We start from the raw sequence: 23,055 nt of genomic DNA on the forward strand, positions 1-23,055 counted from the left end.
CGCTTTAATTCTTAGACAGGACAGCAGGCGATGGGAGAACGCATTTGCGCTCCCCCACCTTCTTCTTTTTAAGCCTGCTTGTGCTTCAGTGCCGCCGCCACAAAGCTTTCGAACAGCGGGTGGCCGTCGCGCGGTGTCGAAGTGAATTCCGGGTGGAACTGACAGGCCACAAACCAGGGATGCTCGGGCAGTTCAACCATTTCTACCAGGGTGTCATCCGCAGACCAGCCACCGATTTTGAGGCCGGCTTTCTGCAGGCGGTCAACATAGTTGTTGTTGACTTCATAGCGGTGGCGATGGCGTTCAACGATGACATCTTTGCCATAAATATCGCGGGCTTTGGAATCTTTCGCCAGGCGACATTCCTGACCGCCGAGGCGCATGGTTCCGCCGAGATCGGACTTTTCATCGCGCTTCTCGACCTTGCCTTCGCTGTCGATCCACTCTGTGATCAGGCCGATTACCGGGTGCGGTGTTTTGGTATCAAATTCGGTGCTGTTGGCATTCTCGAGGCCCAGTACATTGCGCGCGTACTCGATGACCACAGACTGCAGACCGAGGCAGATGCCGAGGAACGGGATGTTGTTCTCGCGGGCATAGCGCACGGATTCGAGCTTGCCTTCCAAACCGCGCTCACCGAAACCACCGGGCACCAGAACAGCGTCTGCGCCCTTGATCAGGTCGAGGCCGTTTTCCCCTTCCACGTCTTCCGCATTGATGTAATCAATGGTGATCTTGGTGCGGTTCTTGATACCTGCGTGCACCAGGGATTCGATCAGGGACTTGTACGCGTCCAGCAGCTCCATGTACTTGCCGACCATGGCGATCTTGATCTCGTGCTGCGGGTTCAGCTTGCCGTCGACCACCGCGTCCCACTCGGACAGGTCCGGGGCTTCGCATTCGAGCTGCAGCTTTTCCACCACGATCTCATCGAGGCCGTATTCGTGCAGCATACGCGGCACGCCGTAAATGGTCTTGGCGTCCGGCAGCGGCACAACTGCGCGCTCTTCAACGTTGGTGAACAGGGCGATCTTGCGACGGGAGTCGTCGTCGATGGCGCGCTCGGAACGGCACAGCAGGATATCCGGCTGCAGGCCAATGGAACGCAGCTCTTTTACGGAGTGCTGCGTCGGCTTGGTTTTGGTTTCACCGGCGGTGCCGAGGTAAGGCACATAGCTCAGGTGAATCAGCAGCGCACGGTTGGTACCCATTTCCACACGCAGCTGGCGCACAGATTCCAGGAACGGTTGGGATTCAATATCACCCACAGTGCCGCCGATTTCGACGATGGCAACATCTACGTCGCGACCACCTTCAATCACACGGCGCTTGATCTCGTCGGTGATGTGCGGAATCACCTGCACGGTACCGCCCAGGTAATCCCCGCGGCGCTCTTTGCGCAGCACGGTTTCGTACACCCGGCCGGTGGTGAAATTGTTGCGCTTTGACATGCGCGTGCGGATAAAGCGCTCGTAGTGGCCCAGGTCCAGATCCGTCTCGGCGCCATCTTCGGTCACATAGACCTCGCCGTGCTGGAAGGGGCTCATGGTGCCCGGGTCCACATTGATGTACGGATCCAGCTTGAGAATCGTAACCTTGAGGCCACGGGCTTCAAGAATTGCAGCCAGAGAGGCGGAAGCGATACCTTTCCCCAATGAGGAAACCACGCCGCCAGTGACAAAAATATAGCGCGTCATGCAAAACCTTGGTCAGTTGAATGCCCGACGAGTTCGGGCGTGCGGGACTGGCTCTGGGGACGCGTTCTTGCGCAACCCGGGGCCTTTGAGATGGGACGCCAGACTACCAGAAAGCGGGATTCTGCTCAATCTAAAAACCGCCAAATTGGGGGTTGAGTTGGGCCTCCGGCAGCGACGAACAGGTCCCCTACCGCCACTAACTCGTCGCCGGCATAAATCAGCGGAACCAGACCGCGCAGCCAGGGCTCCAGGGCATACTCCTGAAGCAGCTTCTTCAGTATCTGGGAGTGGCCGCGACTCGAAGGCCGCGCCCGTTCGCCACCGCGCCGGTAGCGGACTATGTATTCCCCCGCCGGCCATCCGGGGCCCGGCTGCAGGATCCAGCCATTGGTCAATTCCAGATTGCGTACACCATCCCATTGCCACAGGCTCTCCCCAGCTGCCGAGTCAGTCAGAGGCTGTAATTGTGGTGTGAGATAGAGGCGATCACGATAGCGCCGCAGTACCCGCTCCCCCAGTGTCACCGCGGGCTGGGCATCGACCTCCGCATCTACCTGCTCCAGGGCCTGGTGCAGCTGCGCGGACTCGGGCATGCCTCCCCCCACCTGCCGGATCCATGTCCGCAGCAGGTTTTTCTGCCTGGGAACCGACAGCGCCCGGAAGACCTGAAGGTCGATACTTTCTCCAAATCTGGCCTCGCGGCGCGCGCAGCTTTGCAGGTCATCCATCGCGACCTCTTGCAGCAGGCCCGCGGACTCCCGCAGGTTTTCCACCGCGCGGGACACGCGATCAACCACCGGCCAGCGCGCCGTCAGCGCCGGAAGTACCTGGCTGCGCATGTAATTCCGGTCGAACGCCGGGTCGGTATTACTTTCGTCTTCAATCCACTTGAGTTCATGAGCACCGGCATACGCCTCAAGCTCGGCTCGCGACGCACTTAATAAAGGACGCAATACGGTGCAGTGCGGCCCCAGTGCCCGACACTCATCCATTGCCGCAAGCCCCCGGGTACCGGCGCCGCGCATCAGTCGCAGCAAAAGTGTTTCCGCCTGGTCGTCCCCGTGATGGGCCAACAGTATCTGATCCCCCGGGGCCATTACCGACTCGAACACACGGTAGCGCGCGTTGCGTGCCCCTCGTTCCAGGCCACCATCCTCGCGACAGACCTGCACCTTGCGCCCTGTAAAAGGCACCCCCAACTCCCTCGCCACGGCTTCGCAATGGGCCTGCCATTTATCGGCCTGTGGACTAAGGCCATGATTCACATGGACTGCGGTGAAAGGTACTTCCGCGCTGACCAATAAATGTAGAAGGACGGTGGAATCCAGGCCGCCGGAGTACCCCACCCACAAGCGTCCCGACGCCGGATGGCGTGTCAGGGCATCGCTGATCAGGTTGGAGAGAGTTTCGCTAACGGCTGTCACTTATCGGGTCCGGCGGTCATTTGCGGGGAGTATACCCGCCCCGATGGGGACACGCTCAGGGTCCGGCACATGCATTCACTGCAAACAAGATGGTCCTAACGACCATAAGGTAGACCTGACGCACAAAACAAGACGGCGCCCATGTCAGCCGATCAACGCAATACGTCCCAACCATGTGCCCGCCAGTGTAGGGAGCACAAGAGTTCACCCAATGGAGAAATAAGAGAACAGAATAGCGATGAAAACCTTCAATATTCCCAAAATGCTTCAGCGGCCCAGGCCGCTGCTCCGCCGGTTGAGCGGAGCACTCGCCCTGACAATACTCGGCAGCTGTGCCGGAAATGCCGTCGCCAGCTGTGAATACAGTATCAGTAACGACTGGGGCTCCGGCTTTGTCGCCAGTGTGCGCGTTAGCAACGATACCGCACAAACGGTCAACAACTGGCAGGTGCAGTGGCAGTACAGTGGCGACAACCGCATCGTCCATCACTGGAGCTCTGAACTGAGTGGCAATAATCCGTACATCGCCAGCAACGCGGCCTGGAACGGCACCCTGCAACCGGGGCAGATCGCAGAATTTGGCTTTCAGGGCACAGCCGGCGGCACTGTCGAGATCCCCCAACTCACCGGCAGCCTGTGTGACGGGGGCGGTTCGTCTTCCGGCGGCTCCAGTAGCAGTAGCTCGTCCGGCTCAAGCAGCAGCTCGTCCTCCAGCAGCTCTTCGTCGAGCAGTTCATCCGGCGGCACATCAAGTTCGAGCAGTTCCTCTTCTGGCAGCTCATCAAGTGGCAGCTCGTCCGGAGCCTCTGCGGAAAACCTGTACAGCCTAGCCCCCTTCCCGATTGGCGTAGCGGTTTCCGCCGGCAATGAAAACCGCAGTTTCCTCAGTCTTCCGGAAAAGCAGATGTCCATTGCCCAGCATTTCAGCCAGCTTACTGCAGGTAACATCATGAAGATGAGCTACCTGCATCCACAGGAAAACACCTACGATTTCGCCAACGCGGATCAAATGGTGGATTGGGCAGAGAGCAACGGCATCGGGATTCACGGGCACACCTTTATCTGGCATTCGGATTACCAGGTACCCAACTGGATGAAGAATTACAACGGCGACTTCCAGGCCATGCTGAACTCCCATGTCTCCACCATCGCCGAACACTTTGCCGGTCGCGTGGACAGCTGGGATGTGGTCAATGAGGCGATCGATGAGAACCAGTCCAGCTGTTATCGCAACTCCCTGTTTTATCAGCGGGTCGGTAGCGACTACCTCTCGGAAGCCTTTTTCGCTGCCGATGCCGCGGACCCTGATGCCGACCTGTATTACAACGACTACGACACCGAGGGCGGCAACGGCAATAAGCTGAATTGCCTGCTGCAGCTCGTGGACGGACTGCTCGCGGATGGCGCGCCCATTGACGGCGTGGGATTCCAGATGCACGTACAGATTGACTGGCCTTCCACCTCCCAGATGCGCACTGCCTTCCAGGCCATCGTGGATCGCGGACTGAAGGTGAAAATCACCGAACTGGATGTACCGGTGAACAATCCCTATGCCTCTACGCCCTTCCCCCAGCACACCAGCTACACCCCGGAAGTCGCCGCGATGCAGAAAGCCCGCTACAAATCCATCGTCGAAACCTATATGGATGTGGTACCGCCCCAGCAGCGCGGAGGCATTACCGTGTGGGGACTCTGGGATGGAGACAGCTGGCTACTGGATTTCGACAGCCGCCAGGGCGTAGACGACTGGCCGCTGTTATTCAAAGGCCCGGCAGATGGTCCCTATGAAGAGAAAGCCGCACTGGACGGCGTCGCCGAGGCGCTGCTCGGCCAATAAACCCCGGGGTAATTTGACGGATAAAAAACACGCTTATGCAGATTCTGGAATTGCGTCGGCCCGGCAATTACTAGGTGTGGATAGCACCCGATGCCCAGTCAGGGCTTGAGGGCAAGTTCACCCTGAATTGACCAGTCGTTTGGATGTTTTCGACGTCCTACTTTGCGATCCAGCGCAAAGTAGGACGCTTTTCTGGGCGTCAAACGTCACACTGGAAAGCGGAATAACGCCCTAGTGGCGAAAAAAAAGATAAAAACCAGGAAGTATCCCCATGCAAGCGATTGAGACATCACTGGAGGGCGCAGCGGCCCGCCAGGAATCCCCTTCTCTGTTATTCGTCATTCTGATCTGCAGTGTTGCCACCATCGGCGGTTTTCTGTTCGGCTTCGATAGCGGCGTGATCAACGGTACCGTGACCGGCCTGCAGCAGGCATTCAACTCGAATACCGCCGGTACCGGTTTCAACGTGGCATCCATGCTATTGGGTTGTGCAGTGGGCGCCTTCTTTGCAGGGCGACTGGCGGACATGTGGGGGCGCAAGACCCTGCTGCTGATCTCAGCCGTGCTATTCGTAATCAGCGCCTGGGGATCCGGTGTGGCCACCAGCTCACCGGAGTTTGTGTTCTACCGCATTCTGGGTGGTCTGGCAGTCGGCGCAGCCAGTGTGATGTCGCCCGCTTATATCAGCGAGATCGCCCCGGCTGCCATTCGCGGGCGCCTGATCACCATCAACCAGATCGCCATTATCTCAGGTCTGTTCGCCGCTTTTGTCAGCAACTACTGGCTCGCGAATGTGGCCGGGTCTGCGGTCAACGAATGGTGGATGGGCTACAACGCCTGGCGCTGGATGTTCTGGATCGAAATTGGCCCGGCGACCCTGTTTTTCCTCGCCCTCTTGCTGATTCCCGAGAGCCCGCGCTATCTGGTGCTGTCGAAACAAACCGCCAAAGCCACTGCGGTGCTGCGCAAGCTTTACGGGGAGGCAGCGGTTGCCGAAAAGCTGGACAGCATCCGCGATTCGGTGGCCGGCGATCATCGCCCGCGTTTGCGTGACTTGCTGGAAAGTACCGGACGCCGTGTGGGCAAGATGCGCAAGATCGTCTGGGCGGGTATCGGCCTCGCCACCTTCCAGCAACTGGTCGGCATCAATGTGGTTTTCTACTACGGTGCCGTGCTTTGGCAGGCCGTAGGCTTTTCCGAAGCAGACGCCTTGATGATCAACATCATCTCCGGTGGGGTGAGTATCGGCGCCTGCCTGATCACCATGGCCCTGATCGACCGGATCGGCCGTAAACCCCTGCTGTTGGGCGGTTCCATCGGCATGGCCGTCACCCTCGGCCTGGTTGCCTTCGCCTTTACCCGCGCCACGCTGGACAGCAGTGGTCAACTGCAACTGTCCCAGGGAATGGGATTACTGGCACTGGTCGCCGCCAATGCCTACGTATTTTTCTTCAACGGCTCCTGGGGCCCGGCCATGTGGACCATGCTCGGGGAAATGTTTCCCAACCAGATCCGCGGGTCCGGCCTGGCGGTATCGGGGCTTGCACAGTGGGTAGCCAACTTCGGCATCACCATGACCTTCCCGATTATGCTGACGGGTATCGGTCTTGCGGGTGCCTACGCGATCTACACCCTGTTTGCCCTGCTCTCCATTGCCTTCGTGATTTATATGGTCCACGAAACCAAGGGGCTGGAACTGGAGCAGATGCGCGGCTGAGTCCACACCAAAGCGCTGACGGTCCGAAATTTTGCTCTCCCGAGTACACCTTGCCTGCCAGTGGATGGCGCCCGTTATGCAAGGACGCACTTTTTTCTGAATCTTCCACAACCGCCGGGGCCTTTTCCGGCGGTTTGTGCGTCATAACAGCGGGGACGTGAAATTGCTCAAGCCACGCGCCAGCTGCACTTCACCAACCGTCTCCTGAGGGGGCTTAGCCCCAGCTCTTCAGGGCGCTCCTGTTCTCACCCTTTCTCAGGAGCGCCCTGTTTTTTTTACCGAAGATCAACAAAAACACCCGCCCGGAGTGACCATGAATTACCCAACCGGTAGCCTTGCCAAAACCAAACCTCTGCGCCTTGCGGGCGCCATCGCCCTGGCCATAGGTCTCACTGCATGCAGCGATCAGGGTAATCCGTCTTCCGGCAGTAAAACCCAGACGGAACAGACCGCGCAGAGCAGCCGTAAAGCTCCGGAACACTCTGAACAACACTCAGCCAGCACTGAACAGCGGTCGCTGGAAAACTGGCCCAAGCTCAAGCCCGCCCTACCCAGCGACAGTGCACTCGAAACCCGCATCAGTGAACTTCTCTCACAAATGAGTCTCGAGGAAAAAGTCGGGCAGATGATGCAGGCGGAAATCAAATACATCACCCCGGAAGAGGTGAAGCAATACCACATCGGGTCCATCCTGAACGGCGGCGGCACCTTCCCCAACAACGACAAGTTCGCCACACCGGACGACTGGCGCCAGCTGGCGGATGACTACTTTGCCGCATCAATGGATACCTCCGATGGCGGCGTGGCCATCCCGATCATCTGGGGCTCCGACGCCGTGCACGGCCACAACAATGTGATCGGCGCGACCCTGTTCCCACACAATATCGGCCTCGGTGCCGCCCGCGACCCGGAACTGATCCGCCGTATCGGCGAAGCCACGGCCCGTGAAGTTGCAGTGACCGGCGTGGACTGGACCTTCGCCCCCACCATCGCCGTAGTGCGCGACGATCGCTGGGGCCGCACCTTTGAAAGTTATTCCGAAGCCCCGGAAATCGTCGCCGCCTACGCCCGCGAAATGATCAAGGGCATTCAGGGCGAAAAGAACAGCGACGCATTCCTCGATGGCCGCCATCTGGTTTCCGCCGCCAAGCATTTTGTCGGTGACGGCGGCACCACGCGCGGTATCGACCGCGGCGACACCCGGGTGAGTGAAAAAGAGCTCGCAGAAATCCACGCTGCAGGCTACTTCACCGCGCTGGAATCCGGGGTCCAGTCGGTGATGGCCTCATTCAACAGTTGGAACGGTAAACGCCTGCACGGCCATAAATATCTGCTCACCGATGTCCTCAAGGAACGTCTCGGTTTTGACGGCTTTGTGGTTGGCGACTGGAACGGTCACCGGTTTGTAGAAGGCTGTACCGTCGACAGATGTGCCCAAGCCGTCAATGCCGGCCTCGACATGTTTATGATCACTGCCGAATGGAAGGCACTGCTAAAGAACACCATCGCCCAGGTAAAAAGTGGCGAGATTCCCATGAGCCGGATCGACGATGCGGTAAGCCGTATTCTGCGGGTAAAGATCCGCGCTGGTCTTTTTGAACGCGACCGCCCGCTGGCGGGCAAGACCGGTGTCCTCGGCAGCCCGGAACATCGCGCCATCGCCCGCGAAGCCGTGCGCAAGTCTCTCGTACTGTTAAAAAACAACGGCGAACTTCTGCCGGTAGATGCGCGCAAAAACATCCTCGTTGCCGGTGACGGCGCCGACAATATCTCCAAACAGAGTGGTGGCTGGACCATCTCCTGGCAGGGAACCGGCAATACCGCCGAAGATTTCCCCGGTGCCACTTCCATTTACACCGGCATCAAACAGGCGGTGGACGCGGCTGGCGGTAACGTGGTGCTGAGTGAGAACGGCGATATTCCCGCCGGGGCCTTTGGCGATGCAGCTAAACCCGATGTGGCGATTGTCGTGTATGGAGAAGAGCCTTATGCCGAGTGGCACGGCGACCTGGCCAGCATTGAATTCCAGCTCGGCAGCAAGCAAGACCAGGAACTGCTGCAAAAACTGAAGGCACAGGATATCCCTGTGGTCAGCATCTTCCTTTCCGGACGCCCGCTGTGGGTAAACAAGGAAATGAACCTTTCAGACGCCTTTGTGGCCGCGTGGCTACCGGGCTCCGAGGGTGCCGGAGTCGCAGACGTTATCCTCACCGATGGCGAAGGGAGTAAGCGCTACGACTTTACCGGACGCCTGTCCTTCAGCTGGCCGGAGCAGGTACACCAGACCGTTATCAACCGGGACGATGAAAACTATGCGCCGCTGTTCGCCTACGGATACGGACTCGATTACTCCAGCGAAAACCTGGGCAGCGATCGCCTGGTCGCCAATAAACTGGGGGAAGACGGGGAATCCTATGTCGATGGTAAGCTCGAAGATGCCTGGCTGATGGTGTCCCGCCCCCGCGCCCCGTGGAAACTGTTTATTGCCGACAGTGAACAGGATCCGCTCTGGGTGAGCGGCAACCTTGCCAGCAGCGCCGACGACAACATCACCGTTGCCTCCATCGACATGCTGTCTCAGGAAGATGCCCGCGCGCTCACCTGGAAGGGCCTGCGCGCCGGCAGTGTGTTACTGCAAACACAAAAGCCCCAGGACCTGACCCGCTATCTCGAGGAGGGCTCCGCCCTCACCATGGATATCCGTGTAGATCAGGCGCCCGAAGCACCGGTATTTGCAGGCATTGCCTGCGACGGCGATAACTGCAACGGCTCGCTTCCGCTACAACAGGCGCTGGCTGACCTGCCACAGGGAGACTGGTCAAAAATCTCCATCGACCTGCAGTGTTTTGCCAAAGCCGGTGCGGACTTTTCCCGGGTATCCCAGGGGCTGTCATTCCACAGTGCGGGCAAGCTCGCCATGGCGGTGGCAAATATCAAGTTCGTGCCCGGCGCGGGTGACCAGGCACAGATTCGCTGCGGGGGCTGAAGCATGATGTTTGCACAGGTACTAAAAAACACCTCGACAGTCCTCGGTCTGTCTGCGCTGCTGGCGGCTTCCGTCAGCGCCGCGGAAGACACCTCCATCCGGCTGAGTAAGGACTCCCTGAAGCTGGCACTGGACCCTGAATACGGCGGGCGTATCACCGAGCTCTGGTACGGGGATCGCGACCTGCTGGCTGTTCCGCAACCGGGAGCGAACAGCTTTGGCTCCACCTTCTGGCTGAGTCCCCAGACCCTGTGGGACTGGCCACCGATTCCCGAGCACGACACCGCGCCCTATGTGGTGTCTGCCAAATCAGCCGAGTCCGCCACGCTCTCCAGCGCCTATGGAGGCGGCGCACGGGTGAGCAAGACCGTCACCCTGAACAGCGGGCAAAGCGCCACCGTGGACTATCGCATCGATGCCAGTCGGGATTTCCCGGAAATCGCCGCCTGGGAAATCACCCGAGTGCCCAACCGCGGTTTGGCGTTTGCCCCGGTGACCACCGACAGCGTGAAGACCGTGCGCGGACGGGTGGCCTATGAACTGGAAGACGATACCCTGTGGCTCCCCATGGCAGCGGGCGCGCCACTGGTCGAAGGTAAAGTGGTTGCAAACGGAACCGAGGGCTGGCTGGCGTACGCGGTGGATCGGCTGCTGTATTTGAAGGTGTACCCCAAGGTCTCCATACGTGAAATGGCGAGCGGCGAAGGGGATATCGAATTGTACCTGAGCGGCGAACTGCCATTCCTGGAACTGGAAGTACAGAGTGCCGCCCATAGCCTCAAGGGCGGTGAAGGACTGGACTGGTCCGTGGAATGGCTGGTCACAGAACTGCCGGAAGGCCTCGAGGTCCGCAGCGGGTCCCCCGCCCTGCTGGATTTTGTACGCAAACAGGTCAAACAGCTTTCAAAGCACCGCTAAGACGCAAGATTTCCGGGAGCAACAGCCGACCAAACAGTCACACCTTCAAGCCGACAGCTCCCGATAGGAGCTGTCGCAAATTGTGACAAAGTGCTAAATTTGACCGCAGTGTTCTGACATTGAGCCACAGAATAAGAGGTATCCCATGGTTCAGTTAGTTGTCGATTCCGGCTGTGATCTTCCCGACGAATTACTGCGAAAATACCGGGTGCCGGTATTACCCCACAGCATCAGCGTGGGCAAAGATGTATTTGGGGACCAGCGCAACCCCGCGCAAATGAACCACTTTTACTCCCGCTCCCTGGTAGACCGCTCTCGGGTGGTTAATTCCGGCCCCGCCGAGGAACCTGAAATCGAGCAGGTACTTGCCGAGCTGGTCCAGCAGGGGCAAAAGGACATCGTGGTCCAGACCATCAATGCCGCCAACAGTCCCACCTATACCAATGCACTAAACGTCGCTCGCAAGCTGGGCAACGACTCGGTGAATATTCACACTGTGGACTCCCACACCCTGTTTTCAGGTCAGGGCCTGCTGGCTCTGTATACCCTGTCGCTGATTCAAAAGGGATTGACGGGGGCTCAGATCAAGTCCCGCGCGGAAGAGTTCGGTCGCAAAATCGTCGGCTATGCCGCGATCCAGGATGTGTATTACCTGCGCGAACGCGGTCGCCAGAAAAATGAAAAAAGCGTGAGCTGGCTTAAGGCGTTTATGGCCAAGTCACTCAGCTTGCACCCCATCATTTCCATGACTTACGAGGGGTCTACCGTTGCCGATACCGTCAAGACCTACGACGGTTGCACCCGACGCCTGTTTGAACTGGCCGCAGAAAAAATACAGGCCGGCGGACTGTTGATGCCGGCCATTGTGGTCAGCATTGCAGGTCCACTGAAAGATTTAGAGCTGACCCCGGGTTTCAAGGAACTCGAAAAAGTCGCTGAAGCACACAAGGTAAGACTCTACCGTTCGGTAATGAGTCTCTCTGGCGGTATCAACCTCGGTCCCGGAACTGTCGCTCTCGCGATGGCAGCCAAGTAACCTACTGGCAACCGGTGCCGCAGCGGGTGCGTTTTTGCGCCCGCTGCGGGGCTCCCTGAAATTTTCTCGTCAAACGAACGCGACCTCGCCCAACTTTCATTCCCCCGAAACTATTCCCCCGAAACTATTCCCCCGAAACTATTCCCCCGAGCTATTCCCTCGCTGTCATTTGATCCTTCCCATTTTTCAGTGCATGTCGACAACCACGACACCAAAGAACATTCAAGTCACGGTACATCTAGACTGGAGAAAGATGTTCCGTAGTACCTCTGTCAAAGGTGGAAAGCATGTACCGAAATTTCGCCGCCATTCTGCTATTGGCACTATTCAGCTCTGCGTCCAGCGCCGATGAAGATCTTGCCAAAAAGCTCAGTAATCCAGTGGCTGACCTGATCAGTGTGCCGTTTCAATACAACTGGGACAATCGTGTCGGCCCAACCGAAGGTGGACGCCGATTCACCCTGAACGTCCAGCCGGTAATTCCCATCTCTATTAACGAAAAATGGAACCTGATCAGCCGCACCATTTTGCCGGTCATGAACCAGGAGAATATTTTTCCTGGCAGTGGCGATCAAACGGGACTGGGGGATACGGTGCAGAGTGCATTTTTCTCGCCCGCTGAACCCAGCGCTGGCGGTATTACCTGGGGTGTCGGCCCTGTATTCCTCGTACCAACCGGCACCGAACCCTTGCTGGGTACGGAGAAATGGGGTGCAGGGCCGACAGGGGTAGTGCTCAAGCAGACAGGTCCCTGGACCATCGGTAGCCTGGTGAATCATATCTGGTCTTTCGCCGGGGATGACAACCGCGCCGATGTGAACAGTACCTTCGTACAGCCCTTCCTGGCATACAACACACCCAAATCCTGGACATTTACGCTACAGACGGAATCCACATACGACTGGGAGACCGAACAGTGGAACGTACCGGTGCATTTTCTCGTGGCCAAAGTTTTCAAGGTCGGCAAACAGACGTATCAGGTTCAGGCAGGTCCGCGTTACTATGCGGAAAGCCCGGCCACTGGTTCCCAGGACTGGGGATTCCGCCTGAACTGGATCATGCTTTTCCCCAAATAAACCCAGAAAATTAGCAAAGTTTTGGCGTTGGCCAAAAGCATCATATGCTGTCGTCACGGCTTTTATTTGTCGAAACGGTTTGCTTTCAAATGTAAAGAAAGGGCGTGAAGAGAGGAACGGGTTTACCCATGGCGCTTCTGAAATTTTTGCTTCTCTGTTTTACGTTCGCCAACCCGGTTCTTTGGGCATCATCGGTTGCTGCGCAAGACTCACAGCAAAAGTCCACTAGCAAAGATCCAGCTGAGGAAGCCACCAAAATTGTTCGCAGCCTGGAAAAACATCTATCTGGAAAGTCACGCCTGGTCTACGAAACCGAACTCACTTCCGATGTAATACTCGACAACGGACAAAAAATCCAGATTGCCGGCACAACCCATGTTTACTTCAAACGCCCCAACCAGCTGCTGGTGAAACTCGAGACAGAAAGTATTAGCCGGCTGATCTATCACGATGGCAAGCAGCTGACGATCATTGCCCCGAATGAAAAATACTACGGCATCATCGAAGCCAGGTCTTCCTCCGTTGAAGCACTTATGCGTGCCGCCCAAGATTACGGCCTGGAAATTCCCCTGGTGGATTTGATCGGCTGGGGAGCAAAAGACGGGCAAACGCTGGAAGTAGAGAGCGCGATCTATATCGGCGAGTCAGAAATACAGGGAAAAACTGTTGATCACTGGGCATTTCGCGGTCCCAAACTGGACTGGGAGGCGTGGGTAACCCAGGGGGATGATCCGCTACCGCTGAAAATATCCACGGTCAGCTATCACGCGTATGGGCAGCCCCGCTTTACCGCAACGATCAACTGGAACGATCGGACCTCTCTCAACGACAACCTGTTCACACCCAAGATGGACAAGGATTTTCGCAAAATCCCGTTTAAAAAACTGAAGCCAGCGCAAGACAGGGATGCGGAGGATAGGGAGAAGGGTAGTAATGAATAACCACCTGCGCTCCAGGCATACAGTCCTGGTCAAAACACTGTGTATCGGATTGGCGACTGGAACCCTGCTGTGGACTGCCACCCAATCACTGGCGCGCCCGGGTTTCGGCGGCGGTCACTTTGGTGGTCCGCGCGTGAATATTCACCCGGGATTTTCCGGTGGTATGGGACTTCGCCCCAACGGTCCAGCGCGTCCGATAGGTCCCATTCATCCCGATCGACCAATGGGAGGTGACATTCACCGAGTACCGCCCTATCACGGCCCGCGCCCGGAACATCACCCTCCGCACGATGGCGGTGATCACCACGGGGATGGTCGCGGAGATGGTCGCGGGGATAATCATCATGACCATCACCCACACGGACATTACTGGCCCTACCCTGCCCCCGGTTACTGGGCGGGTGTCGCTACCGGCGCGGCGGTCGGCGCAATGGTGTACAACCTGCCCGGTGAGTGTGCGGAGCGCGTGGTGAACGGAGTGGCCTATGAGGACTGCAATGGCACCTGGTACCGTCCCAGCTATGCTGGCACCCAGGTAGTCTATGAGGTTGTGCCTGCGCCCTGAATTGCGACGCAATAACACAGCAAACCGTCACGCAAGAAAGTGACGGGAACAAACTCAGATCTGAGATTCGACGGGTAACCAGGACAACAGCCACGAAAGGCTCCTCTGCCAAAGCGTGGTTTCCGGATCCTTGTGCTCCACGATGGGGTTGCCGTCTTCATCCTCGGCATGCCATTCAAGCTTGTCCGAGTCAGATAATTTCACCGCCCAGGCCGAATCTGGGGCAACCCAATCTGTGAACAGTTCGTGCAGTTGCTGATTGACCTGCGTATTTTCCATCAACAAGCCGATTTCGGTATTCCAAAGCAGCGAGCGACCATCGAGGTTTATCGAACCGACAAACCCGAGTTGATGATCCATCACAAAGGTTTTCGCGTGTAATGTGGCCTTGGATTCTCCGCGGAACCACTTTTTGCGTCGTTCCTCACCGGCCACGGTACGCAACTCCCAGAGATCCACCCCCGCCTGTAACAGCTTTTTGCGGTAGCGTGCATAGGCACCGTGCACGATAGCCACGTCATTGCTGCTCAGCGAGTTGGTTAGAATGCCGACGCTGACCCCACGTTTTTCCAGCCCGGTAAACAGGTCGGTGCCGATCACGCCGGGTATAAAGTATGCGGCGCTGATATTCAGCCGTTCCTTCGAGTCCCGAATGATTTCTTCAAGCTGAAATCCAGGATACTCCTCGCGGGGAATATCGTCCTTGCCCAGCGCCTTTTCCGGAGGGTCGGCCAGTAGCCTGGCTTTTCCCCACCGGAAAGGTATATCGCCATTGGCAAGCTCCGCAGCCATTTTGGATTGTTCGAGGGCGCGGGTGAATTCGCTGCCCGCTTCATCATCGAGCAGCTTTCGGGTGCGTTTGCGCAGCTCTTCGAGGTTGTGTGTTTCATCATCGGCGATGAGTAATTCAGAGACAGATACCGAAACCACGCTGTTCCAGTAGTCATCAAAAACCTGTCCGGACTGGGGCAAGACCTCACCGATCGCCAGCACATCCACATCGAGAAATTCCACCGACGATTTAGAGAAATAACCGTCGGCAATATTGCGCCCGCCCGTGATCATTGCCAGGCCATCAGCGACAAGTAACTTGTTGTGCATCCGATGATTGATGCGCCCCAGATTAATCGCCTGTTCCAGCGCACGTTTGACGCCACTGCGTCCCTCGACAGGATTGAACACCCGGATCTGCATATTCGGGTGGCGATCCAGTGCCAGAATCCAGGGATTGACCACACGGGTACCCAGGTCATCCACCAGAAGACGCACCCGCACGCCCCGATCCGCGGCTTTCAGCAACAGGCTGGTCAGCAGGCGGCCCACACTATCGTCTTCGTAAATGTAGTATTTGAGGTCAAGCGAGACTGTCGCCTCTTCGATCAACACTGCCCGGGCAACAAAGGCCGACAGTCCATCATCCAGCAAGTAAAAGCCCGACAACTTATCTGACTTGCCTATTGCAGCATCGCGAATCCCTTCCGCAAGTCGCGAATCGGTGGCGGGTTTCAGGCTGGTTGTCACGGGTCGAGTTTGTGCGGCCATTCCGATGTCGCTGGAGTCCCCACACCCGGATAGCAGTGCCAATAACGAAAGCAGGCTTAGCAAAAGGGGGATGGGTGCTGGAGTCATGATTTACAAACAGTTGCTGATGGCGACCCGACGCTGAATTCCCCAGTCTCATTGATCCGGGAACACGCAAGTCGGTCTACTGCCTACAGTCTAGCCGCTCGCTGGTTTAGTACGACGGTAGACAGGGGGGAATCGAACGTGCGGAAAAGTGAAGGGCAAAAAAAAACGCAGCCACAGGCTGCGTTTTCGTAGGTCGGTCTGGCTTCAAGCCGGCTCGGTACGGAGCTCCCGGCGCAGGATCTTACCCACCGTAGACTTCGGCAGCTCGCTCTGAATGACGATCTGCTTGGGCACCTTGTAGGCGGTCAGCTGTGTGCGGCAGAATTCGATCAGTGCTTGCTGGTCGATCTCCCCGTCTACCACCAGGTGGGCACATACGGCTTCGCCGGTCTGCTCACTGGGTACACCGATCACTGCGGCCTCAATCACCTGCGGGTGACGGCAGAGCACATCTTCCACCTCATTAGGGTACACATTGAATCCGGATACGATGATCATGTCCTTGAGACGATCGACAATGCGGATATTGCCGTTGTCCTGGATCAGGCCCACATCGCCGGTGCGGAAGAAGCCATTGTGCATGACCTTGGCGGTTTCTTCCGGCCGGTTCCAGTAGCCCTGCATCACCTGCGGGCCACGCACCACCAGTTCGCCGCTCTCGCCCTGGGGCAGCGCGTTGCCCTGCTCGTCCCACACCTGTACTTCGGTATTCTCGAGTACCGGACCCACGGTACCGATTTCTTCGCGGCCGAATTCATTCAGGCAGATAACCGGTGAGGTCTCGGAAAGGCCCCAGCCCTCGGTGACCGGGCAGCCAGTCACCTGGTGCCAGAGCTCGGCCGCGCTGCTGGTCAGGGCGGTACCTCCGGAGAAGGTCATTTTCAGGCTGCTGAAATCCAGCTGCTTGAATTCCGGGTGACGGCAAAGCCCCACGAACAGCGTGTTGAGGCCGGCAATACCGGTAAAGCGGAACGGCGCAATCATTTTCACGAAACCGTCGATGTCTCGCGGGTTGGGAATCAACACATTCATGCTGCCCATACCGAAGAACGTCAGCATATTCACGGTAAACGCGTAGATATGGTACAGCGGCAGCGGACAGACGAAGATCTCCTCGCCTTCGTTTCCGCGCTGCATAATGCGCTGGAGCATCTGGTCGGTATTGGCCAGCAGATTGGCGTGCGTCAGGCTCGCGCCCTTGGCTACACCGGTGGTGCCACCGGTATATTGCAATACCGCGATATCCTCGCGGGTCGCGGTGCTCTCCACCAGCTCGGCACAATCAGCGCCAAGGGTCACCGCATCGACAAAACCATGGTACCCGTCTGGCGCGCTAACGGCCTTGCCCAGCAGGTCTGCCGGTCCGGTTACCACAACGTGCTCGATCTGGGTGGCTGATTTGATCTCATCGAACTTGTCGATAAAGTCAGCAAGAATCACCAGTGCCTTGGCACCGGAATCGGAAAACTGGTGCTGCATTTCCCGCGGCGTGTACAGCGGGTTCGTGTTCACTACCACCAGCCCGGCACGCAGTGCGGCGTAAGCGGCGATGGGGTACTGGGTGATATTTGGCAGCTGGATGGCAATACGGTCGCCGGCTTCGAGGCCGCATTCGTGCTGTAGCCACTGGGCGAGATACCGGGACTGTTGGTCAATCTCGGCGAAGGTCAGCGTCTGCCCGAGGCAGTGGTAAGCGGGTTTATCGTGGAATTTTTCCAGGCACTGGCCGATAAACTCCGCCAGGTTGGCTGCATCCCGACTCATTTCCCGTACTTGCATGTTTTGATCTCCCATAATCGCTCCGACATTTATTGTTTTGGTATCCGGTCAAGCAACTGCGACACTAAAAACCGGTTTTAGTGCCGCAGTAAATCATCATATCCCGGTGGCAGTTTGTAATTTAAATGACAATCTGGCCAGCAAGTATCCAATTATTTCGCCGTTGCCTTGTCGCCAAACCGCACCAGCGCTTTCGCCACCTTGCTGTCCACAATCCAGCGGAACAGCCCGGTATGACTGCGGGCCAGGTAACGGGTGAGCTTCGCCCGGAATCCCGGGGTAATCATGAATTCGCGCCTGCGCAATCCGTCAAGAATGCCATCTACCGCAACCTCAACCGGTAAGACGCCAGCGAATTCATTCAATGCTTCGGTCACCGGACTTCCCACCCGGCGCTCTTCCTCGAGCATCGGGGTAGAGATTTCGCCAGGGCATACCACGGATACGTCGATGCCTTCGGGTTTCAGCTCGGTACGCAGTACTTCCGCCAGGCCGACAACACCAAATTTCGAGGTTGCGTAGGCACCGTGGGTGTAGCTGCCACACATGCCCGCCAGCGACGCGATCAGTGCAAGATGACCGCCGGTACGCATATGTTTCAGTGCACCGGCAGCGAAGTTCCGGCTGCCGTACAGATTAACGCGCATGCTCTGGTCGAACATTTCATACGACATTTCGGTAAATACCGCGGTGCGCAGAATACCGGCGCAATTGATGGCAAAGTCCGGATGCCCAAGCGTTGCGGCGGCTTCGTCCATCGCGCGTTCGACCGCTACGGGATCGGTAATATCCACCACAAAACGTTCGACATTGGCGCTGCTCGCTTTGCAAAGCCCACGCAACTCTTCCAGTAGAGCGTCTTCTACCTTCAGGTCAAAAATTGCCACAGAAGCGCCGTCGGCCAGCAGTGCCCGGGTCAGGTTCAGGCCAATACCACTGCCACCACCGGATACAAACGCCACTCTGGGCGCACCATATTTCCAGCTACTCATATTGTTCACCCTCAGACTTTCGCCGCGGATTTGAAATGGTTCTCCAGCTCGCCCATGGCCTGATCAAACGTGACCAGGGGGCGGAAGTCCAGCTCGCGACGCGCTTTTTCATTGGAGAATTCGTTAGGGCCGCCCATCAGTCGGTATGACTGCCGGGTAATCATGGGGCGCTGTTTCTGCCTGAACAGGTGGCCAAAGAACTCAAGCACCGGGGCCAGAGTGCGGGCCAGACTATTGGGGACAGACTTGGGATCCGGTGCACCAGCAATTGCGGCAAGGCGACGCAAATACTGCTGCCAGGTAACGCCATAACCATCTGCTGCGATAAAAATATCACCGTTGTGACATTCTGAACGCGCTGCGGCAATCAGCATCGCCACCAGGTTTTCCACGTGCACCAAGCCCGCATCCCAGTCGCCACGGCCTAACAGGCAGGGCTGACCAGAGCGCAACAACTCGAGCATCGTATTGACCCAGGGTCCGCTGCCAACGCCGAAGACATTGCCCGGACGCACGATGGTGGCTTTCAGCCCACCATGCTTTACCGCCTCCAGGGTCACCCTCTCCTGTTCCTGTTTACAGAATTCGTAGGGGGAACAGGGCTTGCCCAGAGGCGTCTGCTCATCCAGCTTGCCCTTGGCAAGTGCACTGGCGTAGGCGCAGACACTGGTGGTGACCACAAAGTGGGATCCCCAGCGCAAGGCGAGGTCAATGGCCTGCTCGGTGCCATGTACGGTGATATCCACATGGGACTGGAGTGCACCCCAGTCACCGACCACCGCGGCCAGATGGAAAATCGCATCCACAGGCCCGATTTCATCCGCGAGGCTGGTCAGCGTTCGCACATCACCAATGACCGTACGCAGCTGATCGCCCCAAAGCGCCCACTCTTCGGGTACGCGCTCTCCGGGCATCATCAGCGCCACAACGTTCACTTTTTCAGTGAGTAGCTGGCGCACCAGGTGGCGGCCGATAAAGCCGCCAGCCCCGGTCACGAAAGCCGAGTTCATCTGACTCATAGTCACCTCGCGCTCTGCCAACTGCTTATTCGCCAACGACGATCATGTTCTCGCAGGTTTTACCTTCCGCTTCACACAGCGCGCGGTAAATAGTCATCACGGTTTTGGCGTCCAGCACGCTGGTCACGTTGCCGTCGTCGTCGATATTGACGTTGCTGCCAAAGATCGCGAACCAGACTTCCGCGTCTTCCGTGGCATCGTCTGCAACGGTCAGGGTATGTACGGAGTGCGCAGGCTCGAACAGGTAGGAGCCAGCCTTGTTGATCTTCTCGGGGTATTCTTTGTAGAACCACTCACCCGCCGTGGTCACCGCAAACACAGGACCGGTGTGATAGTGGGTTTCAACACCGAAACCGGGCTTGAACTTGTTGCGGATAATCCAGAGGTTCTGGTTGAGATCTACATGCAGAACCTGCAGCAGTGAGCCGTCGGGCAGGCTGACCCAGGGCAGGTCATTTTCTTGAATCAGGATCGCCTCTTTGGCGTCATCGCGAGAGACAACGCCGCCGCTTTGCATTGCGGCCAACAGGTCCAAAACCGGGGTTTTTGCTTCACTCATCGCCGTTCTCCAGTAGTTGAGTCAATAGTTTTTATTGTGTTTCCCCCTGCCCTCAGCGACCAATTCACAGGAGTGAGGGAACAGCGCCAGTCTAGGAAGGAGAGCAAGCACTAACTTGACTTTTTGCGAACACAACTTGACTATTTGCGAACTATATTGAGCCCGTAGAGAACGACGATCCGAAGAGGAGCCCAACATGTTCCTAATCCGCAGCGGTGCCATCGAAGGCTACGAACAGCTGGTGAGCCAGTACGGGCAGAACCCGACCACCCTGCTGCAGCAATTCGGATTCAGCAGCGCTCAGCTGCGCGACCCGAATACCTATGTCTCGTACACCCGTCTCGCCGACCTGCTGGACGCGACCGCCCTCGCCTGCGGCGATCCGGTGTTCTGCCTTAGCCTGTGTGCGCACCAGGGTCCTTTGGCACTGGGAGAAATCGGGTTATCCATCCGCCAGCAACCCACATTGGCTGACGCGCTGGTCTATTCCAGGCAGCACATCAGCCTGCATGCATACGGCGTTCACGTACAGCAGGCCACCCGTGGAGACACCCTGGAACTACAGCTGAGCTTCGATTTTTCCAACGCCTCCGGGCTCGTCCAGTTAATGCAGCTGAGTGCCGGGCAGGCTTTCAACCTGCTTTCACAAATGGTCGGCAGCGCCGCGAGCAGCCTGAAGCTGCACTTGCCACAGGCAGCCCCCGCCCAAGCTCTGAAGATGCCCGCACGGTACGAGGGACATATCCTGTACCAGAGCGAATTCGGCGGTATCAGCTTCCCCCTCATCTGGCTCTCACGAAAGCCGCAATTGGATGAGGAGCTGTTAAGGGAGCACTTTCAACAACGGATCCAGCTACTGGAAACCATCTACCCGGGTAACCTGCAGGCCCAGGTCTGCCACATCATCGGCAACCTGCTTCCCAGTGGCGAGTGCAATATCGAGCGCGTCGGCGCCGCCCTCAACCTCCACCCCCGGGTGCTGCAAAAAAAATTGCAGGCAGAAAAAACGACCTTTCGCGAGCTATTACAGAAAACCCGTCTGGAAGTCGCCCAGCGCAACCTGCAGCACGGACAGCTCAGTATCACCGACCTGGCACTCAATCTGGGGTATGCCGATGTCGCCATTTTCAGCCGTAATTTCAAAAGCTGGACCGGACAATCTCCCCGCGACTGGAAAGCCCGGTATCAGAACGCGCCGCTGAACAAGTAAACACAAAATCACACAATCGATGAACCGCCATGCGTTGGCACGGGATTGGCCGTAACACCACAAACACTCAACTATGCTTGCTGGGACACTTTATTGTGGTATCAGGAGTTCCCTTGAAAGCTTTACAGTTGTTTGCCTCGGCCGCGTCCCTGCTGGCCGGGCTCACCGCATCAATCAGCGCACAAGCCGCCGAAAAACCCAACATTCTGGCCATCATGGTGGATGACGTGGCGCAGGTCTCGTTGAGTGCCTATTCCCACGGTATGACCTACCCGACGCCCAACATTGATCGGATCGCCAACGAGGGCGTACTGTTCACCGACCACTACGCACAACCCAGCTGTACCGCTGGCCGTGCAGCCTTCCTGATGGGCCAGCTTCCGGTGCGCACGGGCCTGACCACGGTTGGGCAGCCCGGTAACCCGCTGGGGATCAAGGAAGCCGACCCTACCCTGGCAGAGTTTCTCAAAGATCAGGGCTACATGACCGCGCAATACGGAAAAAACCATCTGGGTGACCTGGATGAACATCTGCCGACCAAACACGGGTTCGACGAGTTCTACGGCAACCTTTACCACCTGAACGTATCGGAGGAACCGGAGCAGGAGGACTACCCGAAGGATCCGGAGTTCAAGAAAAACTTTGGCCCCCGAGGCGTCATCGAGTCTTACGCGGATGGCAAGATCACAGACACCGGTCCGCTTACCCGCGAGCGTATGGAAACCTTTGACGAGGAAATCCTGGAGCGCAGCCTGAACTTTATGGAGCGCGCAAAAAAAGCGGGCAAGCCGTTCTTTATCTGGCACGCTACCAGCCGTATGCATGTGTACATTCATTTGAAAGACGAGAGCCGTAACCTGGCTACCCAGCTTAGCTCAGAGGATGATCTGTTTGGCAGTGGCCTGATTGAACACGACGGCCATGTGGGCAAGCTGCTGGACAAGCTGGATGAGCTGGGTGTTGCCGACAACACCATTGTCATCTACACCACGGATAACGGTCCCGAGCAAAGCAGCTGGCCGGATGCGGGCACCACGAAGTTCCGCGGTGAAAAAATGACAACCTGGGAGGGTGGCGTACGCGTGCCATTCCTGGTGCGCTGGCCCGGCAAGATTCCCTCGGGCCTGAAGCGCAACGGAATTTCTTCACATGAAGACGTATTCCCAACCATTGCTGCGGCACTGGGCGAGCCCAACCTGCGGGAAAAGCTGAAGAAGTCCGACAAGGTATATATCGACGGGGAAAACAACCTCGATTACTGGATGGGTAAAAGTGAAGAGTCAGCGCGCAACAAGATTTTCTACTACTACGAATCCCAGTTAACCGCGCTGCGTGTCGGCCCGTGGAAAATGCACTTCGCCACCAAGCCCGGTGGCCGCTACTACGAAGATATGGTCACCCACACCATGCCCAAGCTATTCAACCTGCGCAAGGACCCGTTGGAACACTACGATGGCGTTACCGGATTCCACCAGATCATGCGCAAAAGCTGGGTGTTCCAACCTGCGATCCAGATCCTGAACGAGCATCTGGAAACCTTCAAGGAATTTCCACCGCGTCAGAAGTCCGCCTCGCTGAATATCAACAAGGCCATTGAAGCGGCCATGCAGGTGAACGAAAGCCGGTAGAACTCCCTCCTATTCAGCTTTTCCAGACATAAAAGAGCGCGG

Annotated in this window: 17 protein-coding genes; 10 read left to right on the top strand and 7 right to left on the bottom strand. The window is 57.4% G+C overall.

Going from position 1 to position 23,055, the window contains the following annotated elements; translation table 11 throughout:
• Positions 1–68: 68 nt before the first annotated feature.
• Together ACONT6_RS10885 and tilS are read right to left on the bottom strand one after the other, a co-directional pair.
• On the bottom strand, positions 69–1,697 hold the full coding sequence (locus tag ACONT6_RS10885) for a CTP synthase (RefSeq protein ID WP_428818549.1): 1,629 nt from the start codon (positions 1,695–1,697) through the stop codon (positions 69–71).
• A gap of 125 nt (positions 1,698–1,822) precedes the next feature.
• Complete coding sequence (tilS, locus tag ACONT6_RS10890; RefSeq protein WP_428818550.1) at positions 1,823–3,121, bottom strand: tRNA lysidine(34) synthetase TilS; 1,299 nt, start codon at positions 3,119–3,121, stop codon at positions 1,823–1,825.
• Positions 3,122–3,359: 238 nt separating this feature from the next.
• Between tilS and ACONT6_RS10895 the strand changes: the two genes are divergently transcribed.
• The 8 genes from ACONT6_RS10895 to ACONT6_RS10930 all read left to right on the top strand — a co-directional run bounded on the left by ACONT6_RS10895 (position 3,360) and on the right by ACONT6_RS10930 (position 14,197).
• Positions 3,360–4,958 (top strand): endo-1,4-beta-xylanase, encoded by a 1,599-nt coding sequence (locus tag ACONT6_RS10895; protein ID WP_428818551.1) that lies wholly within the window; start codon positions 3,360–3,362, stop codon positions 4,956–4,958.
• Between the two features lie 271 nt (positions 4,959–5,229).
• Positions 5,230–6,675, top strand: coding sequence for a sugar porter family MFS transporter (locus ACONT6_RS10900; RefSeq protein WP_428818552.1), 1,446 nt, complete (start codon positions 5,230–5,232; stop codon positions 6,673–6,675).
• A gap of 313 nt (positions 6,676–6,988) precedes the next feature.
• Entirely contained in the window at positions 6,989–9,661 is a 2,673-nt protein-coding gene (locus ACONT6_RS10905) for a glycoside hydrolase family 3 protein (RefSeq protein WP_428818553.1), read from the top strand.
• A 3-nt stretch (positions 9,662–9,664) separates the two neighbouring features.
• Positions 9,665–10,579: a DUF4380 domain-containing protein gene (locus ACONT6_RS10910; RefSeq protein WP_428818554.1), complete on the top strand. Its 915-nt coding sequence runs from the start codon at positions 9,665–9,667 to the stop codon at positions 10,577–10,579.
• Positions 10,580–10,724: 145 nt separating this feature from the next.
• Positions 10,725–11,615 (top strand): DegV family protein, encoded by an 891-nt coding sequence (locus tag ACONT6_RS10915; protein WP_428818555.1) that lies wholly within the window; start codon positions 10,725–10,727, stop codon positions 11,613–11,615.
• Positions 11,616–11,902: 287 nt separating this feature from the next.
• Positions 11,903–12,691, top strand: a complete 789-nt coding sequence (locus tag ACONT6_RS10920) for a transporter (protein ID WP_428818556.1) — start codon at positions 11,903–11,905, stop codon at positions 12,689–12,691.
• 128 nt (positions 12,692–12,819) lie between these two features.
• The gene (locus ACONT6_RS10925; RefSeq protein ID WP_428818557.1) at positions 12,820–13,632 is read left to right on the top strand and encodes a DUF2092 domain-containing protein; all 813 of its coding nucleotides are present in this window, start codon (positions 12,820–12,822) and stop codon (positions 13,630–13,632) included.
• Positions 13,625–14,197, top strand: coding sequence for a hypothetical protein (locus ACONT6_RS10930; protein WP_428818558.1), 573 nt, complete (start codon positions 13,625–13,627; stop codon positions 14,195–14,197). The genes ACONT6_RS10925 and ACONT6_RS10930 overlap by 8 nt, the downstream gene beginning before the upstream one ends.
• A 54-nt stretch (positions 14,198–14,251) precedes the next feature.
• Here the strand turns inward: ACONT6_RS10930 and ACONT6_RS10935 are convergent, their stop codons facing one another.
• The 5 genes from ACONT6_RS10935 to ACONT6_RS10955 form a co-directional block, all read right to left on the bottom strand.
• On the bottom strand, positions 14,252–15,718 hold the full coding sequence (locus ACONT6_RS10935; RefSeq protein WP_428818559.1) for a phospholipase D family protein: 1,467 nt from the start codon (positions 15,716–15,718) through the stop codon (positions 14,252–14,254).
• 312 nt (positions 15,719–16,030) lie between these two features.
• Positions 16,031–17,620, bottom strand: a complete 1,590-nt coding sequence (locus tag ACONT6_RS10940) for an AMP-binding protein (RefSeq protein ID WP_428818560.1) — start codon at positions 17,618–17,620, stop codon at positions 16,031–16,033.
• 137 nt (positions 17,621–17,757) lie between these two features.
• A complete protein-coding gene (locus ACONT6_RS10945; RefSeq protein ID WP_428818561.1) occupies positions 17,758–18,597 on the bottom strand; it encodes an SDR family NAD(P)-dependent oxidoreductase in 840 nt (279 codons plus the stop codon).
• An 11-nt stretch (positions 18,598–18,608) separates the two neighbouring features.
• Positions 18,609–19,616: an NAD-dependent epimerase/dehydratase family protein gene (locus ACONT6_RS10950; RefSeq protein WP_428818562.1), complete on the bottom strand. Its 1,008-nt coding sequence runs from the start codon at positions 19,614–19,616 to the stop codon at positions 18,609–18,611.
• 25 nt (positions 19,617–19,641) lie between these two features.
• Positions 19,642–20,175 carry a 2,4'-dihydroxyacetophenone dioxygenase family protein gene (locus ACONT6_RS10955; protein WP_428818563.1) on the bottom strand — a complete coding sequence of 178 codons (534 nt, stop codon included), beginning with the start codon at positions 20,173–20,175 and terminating at the stop codon, positions 19,642–19,644.
• 196 nt (positions 20,176–20,371) lie between these two features.
• Between ACONT6_RS10955 and ACONT6_RS10960 the strand changes: the two genes are divergently transcribed.
• Together ACONT6_RS10960 and ACONT6_RS10965 are read left to right on the top strand one after the other, a co-directional pair.
• Positions 20,372–21,385 (top strand): AraC family transcriptional regulator ligand-binding domain-containing protein, encoded by a 1,014-nt coding sequence (locus ACONT6_RS10960; RefSeq protein WP_428818564.1) that lies wholly within the window; start codon positions 20,372–20,374, stop codon positions 21,383–21,385.
• A gap of 113 nt (positions 21,386–21,498) precedes the next feature.
• Positions 21,499–23,013 (top strand): arylsulfatase, encoded by a 1,515-nt coding sequence (locus tag ACONT6_RS10965; RefSeq protein ID WP_428818565.1) that lies wholly within the window; start codon positions 21,499–21,501, stop codon positions 23,011–23,013.
• Positions 23,014–23,055 lie beyond the last annotated feature (42 nt).

Origin of the sequence: Microbulbifer sp. MCCC 1A16149 (assembly GCF_050368945.1) — a bacterium.
Classification (GTDB): domain Bacteria; phylum Pseudomonadota; class Gammaproteobacteria; order Pseudomonadales; family Cellvibrionaceae; genus Microbulbifer.

Bases quoted from the DNA above. Each gene is read 5' to 3' on its own strand.
- ACONT6_RS10885 (WP_428818549.1), bottom strand. From the start codon at position 1,697: ATGACGCGCTATATTTTTGTCACTGGCGGCGTGGTTTCCTCATTGGGG.
- ACONT6_RS10895 (WP_428818551.1), top strand. From the start codon at position 3,360: ATGAAAACCTTCAATATTCCCAAAATGCTTCAGCGGCCCAGGCCGCTG.
- ACONT6_RS10900 (WP_428818552.1), top strand. From the start codon at position 5,230: ATGCAAGCGATTGAGACATCACTGGAGGGCGCAGCGGCCCGCCAGGAA.
- ACONT6_RS10905 (WP_428818553.1), top strand. From the start codon at position 6,989: ATGAATTACCCAACCGGTAGCCTTGCCAAAACCAAACCTCTGCGCCTT.
- ACONT6_RS10910 (WP_428818554.1), top strand. From the start codon at position 9,665: ATGATGTTTGCACAGGTACTAAAAAACACCTCGACAGTCCTCGGTCTG.
- ACONT6_RS10915 (WP_428818555.1), top strand. From the start codon at position 10,725: ATGGTTCAGTTAGTTGTCGATTCCGGCTGTGATCTTCCCGACGAATTA.
- ACONT6_RS10920 (WP_428818556.1), top strand. From the start codon at position 11,903: ATGTACCGAAATTTCGCCGCCATTCTGCTATTGGCACTATTCAGCTCT.
- ACONT6_RS10925 (WP_428818557.1), top strand. From the start codon at position 12,820: ATGGCGCTTCTGAAATTTTTGCTTCTCTGTTTTACGTTCGCCAACCCG.
- ACONT6_RS10930 (WP_428818558.1), top strand. From the start codon at position 13,625: ATGAATAACCACCTGCGCTCCAGGCATACAGTCCTGGTCAAAACACTG.
- ACONT6_RS10940 (WP_428818560.1), bottom strand. From the start codon at position 17,620: ATGGGAGATCAAAACATGCAAGTACGGGAAATGAGTCGGGATGCAGCC.
- ACONT6_RS10945 (WP_428818561.1), bottom strand. From the start codon at position 18,597: ATGAGTAGCTGGAAATATGGTGCGCCCAGAGTGGCGTTTGTATCCGGT.
- ACONT6_RS10950 (WP_428818562.1), bottom strand. From the start codon at position 19,616: ATGAGTCAGATGAACTCGGCTTTCGTGACCGGGGCTGGCGGCTTTATC.
- ACONT6_RS10955 (WP_428818563.1), bottom strand. From the start codon at position 20,175: ATGAGTGAAGCAAAAACCCCGGTTTTGGACCTGTTGGCCGCAATGCAA.
- ACONT6_RS10960 (WP_428818564.1), top strand. From the start codon at position 20,372: ATGTTCCTAATCCGCAGCGGTGCCATCGAAGGCTACGAACAGCTGGTG.